5 protein-coding genes are annotated in these 5,433 nt (G+C 64.9%); 1 reads left to right on the top strand and 4 read right to left on the bottom strand.

The genetic code is table 11. The annotated features are described in order from the left end of the window. Positions 1-1,204 (top strand): methyl-accepting chemotaxis protein (locus V3572_RS05335; protein WP_332109948.1); only part of this gene is annotated, 1,204 nt, incomplete at its 5' end. 175 nt (positions 1,205-1,379) lie between these two features. Here the strand turns inward: V3572_RS05335 and V3572_RS05330 are convergent. The 4 genes from V3572_RS05330 to V3572_RS05315 form a co-directional block, all read right to left on the bottom strand. Continuing rightward, the gene (locus V3572_RS05330) at positions 1,380-1,544 is read right to left on the bottom strand and encodes a hypothetical protein (RefSeq protein ID WP_332109947.1); all 165 of its coding nucleotides are present in this window, start codon (positions 1,542-1,544) and stop codon (positions 1,380-1,382) included. 87 nt (positions 1,545-1,631) lie between these two features. After that, positions 1,632-2,360, bottom strand: coding sequence for a LexA family transcriptional regulator (locus V3572_RS05325; protein ID WP_332109946.1), 729 nt, complete (start codon positions 2,358-2,360; stop codon positions 1,632-1,634). Positions 2,361-2,431: 71 nt separating this feature from the next. Further along, a complete protein-coding gene (locus V3572_RS05320; protein WP_332109945.1) occupies positions 2,432-4,378 on the bottom strand; it encodes a PAS domain-containing sensor histidine kinase in 1,947 nt (648 codons plus the stop codon). 310 nt (positions 4,379-4,688) lie between these two features. After that, positions 4,689-5,433: pseudouridine synthase family protein (locus V3572_RS05315; RefSeq protein WP_332109944.1), on the bottom strand; the 745-nt coding region annotated here is incomplete at its 5' end.

Raw genomic sequence — 5,433 nt, 5'->3', positions numbered from 1 at the left:
GCGCCAGCTTGGCGAGGATCCGGGATACCTCTATGACATCGCCGGGAAGATCGCCGCCGGCGACCTGAACGTGGCCTTCCGGCCCCAGAAGGCCGAGGGCGGCGTCTACGCGGTCCTTAAAAAGATGGTGGACACCCTCAAGGCCAAGATCGCCGAGGCCGACGGCAAGGCCGATGTCGCCGCCCAAAAGGAAAAGGAAGCCCTGGCGGCCATGCAGGAGGCCGAAGAGGCCAAGGCCATGGCCGAAAGCGCCAAGCGCGACGGCATGCTCCAGGCCGCCTCCCGCCTGGAGGGCGTGGTGGCCACCGTGTCCTCGGCCTCGGAAGAGCTTTCGGCCCAGATCGAGCAGTCCAGCCGGGGTTCGGAGAATCAGGCCCAGCGGGTGGGCGAGACGGCCACAGCCATGGAGGAGATGAACGCCACGGTGCTCGAGGTGGCCAAAAACGCCTCCCAGGCCGCCGAGACCTCCGACGCCGCCAAACGCAAGGCCCAGGAGGGTTCCGGCGTGGTGGATCAGGTCATCCGCGAGATCGCCAACGTCCACGAACAGTCCCTGGCGCTTAAATCCGACATGGACACCCTGGGCAAGCAGGCCGAGGGCATCGGCCAGATCATGAACGTCATTTCCGACATCGCCGACCAGACCAACCTGTTGGCCTTAAACGCCGCCATCGAGGCCGCCCGGGCTGGCGAGGCCGGCCGCGGCTTCGCCGTGGTCGCCGACGAGGTCCGCAAGCTGGCCGAAAAGACCATGACCGCCACCAAGGAAGTGGGCGACGCCATAAGCGGCATCCAACAGGGAACCAAACGCAACATCGAAAACGTGGAGCGTTCCGCAAAATCCGTGGAGGAGGCGACGACCCTGGCCAAAAAATCCGGCGAATCCCTGACCGCCATCGTCAACCTGGTGGATGCGGCCTCGGACCAGGTGCGCTCCATCGCCACGGCCTCGGAACAGCAGTCCTCGGCCAGCGAGGAGATCAACCGGTCCATCGAGGAGATCAGCACCATCTCCGCCGAGACCAGCCAGGCCATGGGCCAGGCCGCCCAGGCCGTGTCCGAGCTGGCGAAGCAGTCCCAGGAACTGCAAAGCCTGATCGAGGACATGCAGTCCGACAACGGCGGGAAAACGGCCTCCCGGGCCATCGCGGGCAGCCACCGCAAGCCCGGCGGCGCTGCCCGGGCCATGCGGGCCCTGGCCTGAGCCCTGCCGGAAAAACGCCCCGCCTTCCACGCCGCCGATCAAAAAACGTAAAGGGCCGCTCCCCTCGCTGGGGGACGGCCCTCCGTCATCACCGCCTGGTGTTGTGTTCGGCAATTTCCATTCTGGCTTAGCAAGCAGCAAAACCTCAAATTTCTGTTCTTTTAGGAACGCCACACTAGGACAACTCGTCGATATCAAGCGCCCGGCCGCAGCATGGGCACACCTCCCGGCGCTTGCGCAGAAGCCGCCGTCCAAGGGAAAACACCGTGGTCCAGGCCCGGCCGGAAAAACGGTACTCCACCAACACAGGCGCGCCGCAGGAACAATACCGACGTTGCATGTTCGTCCTCCGCTGCATAAACAGTTGTTCATAAAAATAAACACTTGGGGCAAAAAAAATGTCCGCGTCCATTCCCGGCCTCCCGGCTTACAACTCGCGCCCCACCCAGACCACCCGGCCGATGATCCGCAACCCCTCGATCTCCTGGCCGCGCAGCTCGATGGGCGCATAGTCCCGGTTGTCGCTCAAAAGCACCACCATTCCAGGCCGTTTCTCCACCCGCTTGACCAACACCGTGTCGTCCACGCCGAAGGCATACACCGCGTGGGCGAAAATGCGCGACTGGGACTGGTCGATGAGCACCATGTCCCCATGGCGGATCTCCGGCTCCATGCTCACCCCCACCACATCCATGAGCACCATGCGCTCGGGCCGCCCCTTGCGCCGCAGCCATTCGGATCGGAAGGCGAAATATCCCGACACCCCGGCCTCGGTCTCAAGGGAGCCGCCCCCGGCGCTGATGCGGGCCCGCACCTTGGGCACCAGCAAAAACCCCTCGGGCGCCGCCTCGGTCACAGCCTCGCCCGCCCCGACATGACCGGCTTGTCCGGCTTGGTCGGTTTGGTCGGTTTGCCCAGTTTGGCCGACCTGTCCGGCCTGACCGGCCTGACCGGCCCGCCCGGTCAAAAGCCATTGCGGGTCGGCCCCGAAAAGCCGGGACAGGGTCAGGGCCCAGACCTTGGGCACGAGGCCCTTGTTCTTGGCCTGGGTGACGGCCGAACGATGCAGACCCAGGAGATTCGCCAGGTCGGACTGGCTCTTCACCCCGCACGCACTCTGGGCGCGTAGAAAAAAGGCGTCGAATTCGCCGCTCACGGCTTCCCCCTTCGGCCCGTTGACCTGTTGCGATAAATAAACAACATCGCAACACTGGTCAACAAAAAAAATCAGGTTCGGGACAATCCCGGCGCTGGCTGCTCCTGGGGCGGGTTCGCAGGCAGGGTGACGATCAGGTGGGTGCCCTCGCGGGGACAGGAGATGTAGCGGATGGCGCCGCCATGGGCCTGGGCGATCAGCCGGGCCACATGGGTTCCAAGCCCCGTGCCGCCCTCCTTGCCCGCCGTGTTGTAGCGTTCGAAAAACCTGGCCCGGGCCGCCTCGGGGATGATGCCGGGATTGTGAACATCCACCTCGTGGACCTCGTCGCCGCAGCGGATGGTCACCGTGACCTCGCTGTCCTCCGGCGCGGCCTCCACAGCGTTTTTCACAAGGTTGGCGAACAGGTTTTCCAGATGGTCCTCTTCGCCGCGAAAGAGGATGGGGCGGGTCAGGGAGATGTCCTGGCCGTCCATGGTGAAGCTGATGCAGACGGACTTGTTGACGGCCAGGGGCCGCAGATCGTCATGGATACGCCGAAACACCCGGGCCATGTCCACGTCCTGGGGCCGCAGCACGTAGGAGCGCTGCTCCATCTTGAAATAATCCAGGGATTTCTTGATGAAATCCATCATCTGGCGGCCGCTGTTTTGGATATAGGCCAGATATTCGCGCTGTTTGTCCGTGAGGTTCTGGCTTTTCTGCAAAAGCTGGGCGAAGCCCACAATGCCGATCAAGGGCGTTTTCATGTCGTGGCGGGTGATGCGCTCCACATCCTCGCGCAACCGCTCCAGACGGCGGCGCTCGGTGATGTCCTGGGCGAAGATGGCCACCTTGTCCACGCCCCCGGCGTCGTCGAAGACCGGCGACACCATGACGTCATGTACGATCCCTGCCCGCTCGTCCTCGAAACGCACCGGTCGGCGCTCGCAGTAGGCCTCCCAGATGCGTTCCATGCCCTGCTCGAAGAGCTCCCAGGACTGGAACTCGTAAAAATTACGTCCGACGAGGGTCTGGGGCGTGCCCCCAAGGCGTCTGGCCCCGATGTCGTTGACGGCCAGGATGACGCCGTCCACATCCACCAGAAAGGCCGATTCCGTGGTGGCGTTGAGAAGGGTCCGGGCTATCCGCTCGCTGCGACGCAGTTCCTCCTCCATGCGCCGCCGCTCGGTGATGTCGTCCATAAGCCCGATGAGCGACGTCACGCGACCGTCTTCCCCGCGCACGGCCGAGACATGCAGCCTGCCGGTGAAGCGGCCGCCGTCGCGGCGGCGAAACAGCGCCTCATAGGTGATGCTGCCCCGGGTCTTTTCCAGGGTTTCCAAAAGCCGTACCCGGCTTTGCGGATCGTCGTAAATCTGATGCCCGATGTCCGTGACCTGGGCCATGGCCTGGGCGGCGCTGTCATAACCCAGCATAACGGCCATGACCTGGTTGGTTTCCTCGAACCGCCCGGACGCCGTGGTCCGAAAGATGCCCAGGGGGGCGTTTTCGAAGATGGCCCGGTATTTTTCCTCGGCCCGGCGGAAGCCCTCCATGGTTTCCTTGATGTCGGTCACGTCGCGGCCCACGGCCTGGTATTCGACCACGGTTCCGGCGGCGTCCATGATGGCCCGGTACAGCCATTCCTGCCAGCGCGTCTGGCCCCCGGGCAGGGTCGCCCGGTGCACCAGCGAGGTCATGCCCCGGTTGGGGCCAAGCCCGGAAACGGCCCGGCGCACCTCGGCGACCTCGGCCTCCGAGGCCTGGACGGGAATGAAACCGCCCAAAAGCGTGGCGGCGTCCTGGCCGAAATACCGGCAAAAGGCGGGATTGACGTAGGTGAGGCGGCCCTGCGGGTCAAAGCGGCAGATGAGCTCGGCCTGGTCCTCGACGATATTCTGGTAACGGGCGTCCGATGTCCGTTGCGACGCCGCCTCACGGGCCAGGGCGGACTTCAGGATGTCCGCATCCATAAGCCGACCGCGCAAAGACCGCAATTCCTGGGTAAGCAGGGCCCTGTCCTTGTTTCTTGGCACGCAGTTCCTCGTTTTGCAGTGTGGCGGCGTGACGCGGGTCGCCTGAAAACACGGGCTACCTTTTTTCCTGACAAGGGTAAAGTCCCGCATTTGCGGGGCATCCGGAAATGCGGCCGCCACCCTAAAGTCGCGGGTCTCCATGTCCGATAAGGACTAAAACCCCCGAACCGGACTGCTCGGGGGGCCAACAGACAATCAGGATAAGATTGTGAACAAGCGCGCTTCGTTAGCCGCACCCATTTCCGTGCTCTCCGAGGAAGAAATCCTTGCACGCTCCCGCAAGGTCTCGGAACTCAAGCGGAAGGTTCAATCAGGAACCTACCTCATTCGCCAGTACGACATCATCGAGGGCCTGCTCGACGCCTGGGCCAAGAACCAGGACTGAGCCGACCTCCGGCCCGGACCATTGCGGCATGTACTGCGCCTCAAAGCCGGGGAAAATGATGCGGGCGTGGTGCAGATAAAGCCGCACGTCCCGGTCTTTTTCCATTTCCCTTCCATACCGTGCGTCCCCCAGGATGGGATGCCCCCTGGCGGCCAGATGGGCCCGGATCTGGTGCCTGGCCCCCTTGGCGATGTCGGCCCGGACCAGGGTCAGGTCCGTCCCCGGGTCGTATCCCAGGGGGACCGCCGCCGTGTGGCGCAGGGGATCGTCCGTTTCCCGGACGCGCACCCGGGTCGTGGCGCGGTGGGCCGTCAAAAGCTCCTGCCGGGCCGTAAACGGCGCATCGACCAGCCCCCGGACCACGGCCAGGTAGGTCTTGCGGGCCAGTCCCCGGTCCTCGGCCTGGCGAAAACGCCGCGCCGCCTCCGGACTGAAGGCCACGGCCAGGATGCCCGAGGTGGGCGTGTCCAGCCGCCCGAGCAAAAGGGCCTCGCGGCCCGGAAAAAGCCCCGGCAGATGGTCCTGCACGCTCTCCTGTCCGCCCGGCCCGATTGCCGCCGAGGCCAGCCCGCCGGGTTTGGCCACGGCCCCGTAGTCCCTGCCCTCGGCCAAAACGAACAGCCCGGGCGGCACGGCCCGCTCCCGGCCCGCCTGCCGCGCCTCGGCCCGC

This window comes from Desulfolutivibrio sp., from assembly GCF_036584575.1.
In the GTDB taxonomy this organism is placed as follows: Bacteria; Desulfobacterota; Desulfovibrionia; order Desulfovibrionales; family Desulfovibrionaceae; genus Desulfolutivibrio.
Note: the sequence above shows the minus strand (reverse complement) of the source record. Positions and strands in the feature narration are given on the sequence as shown.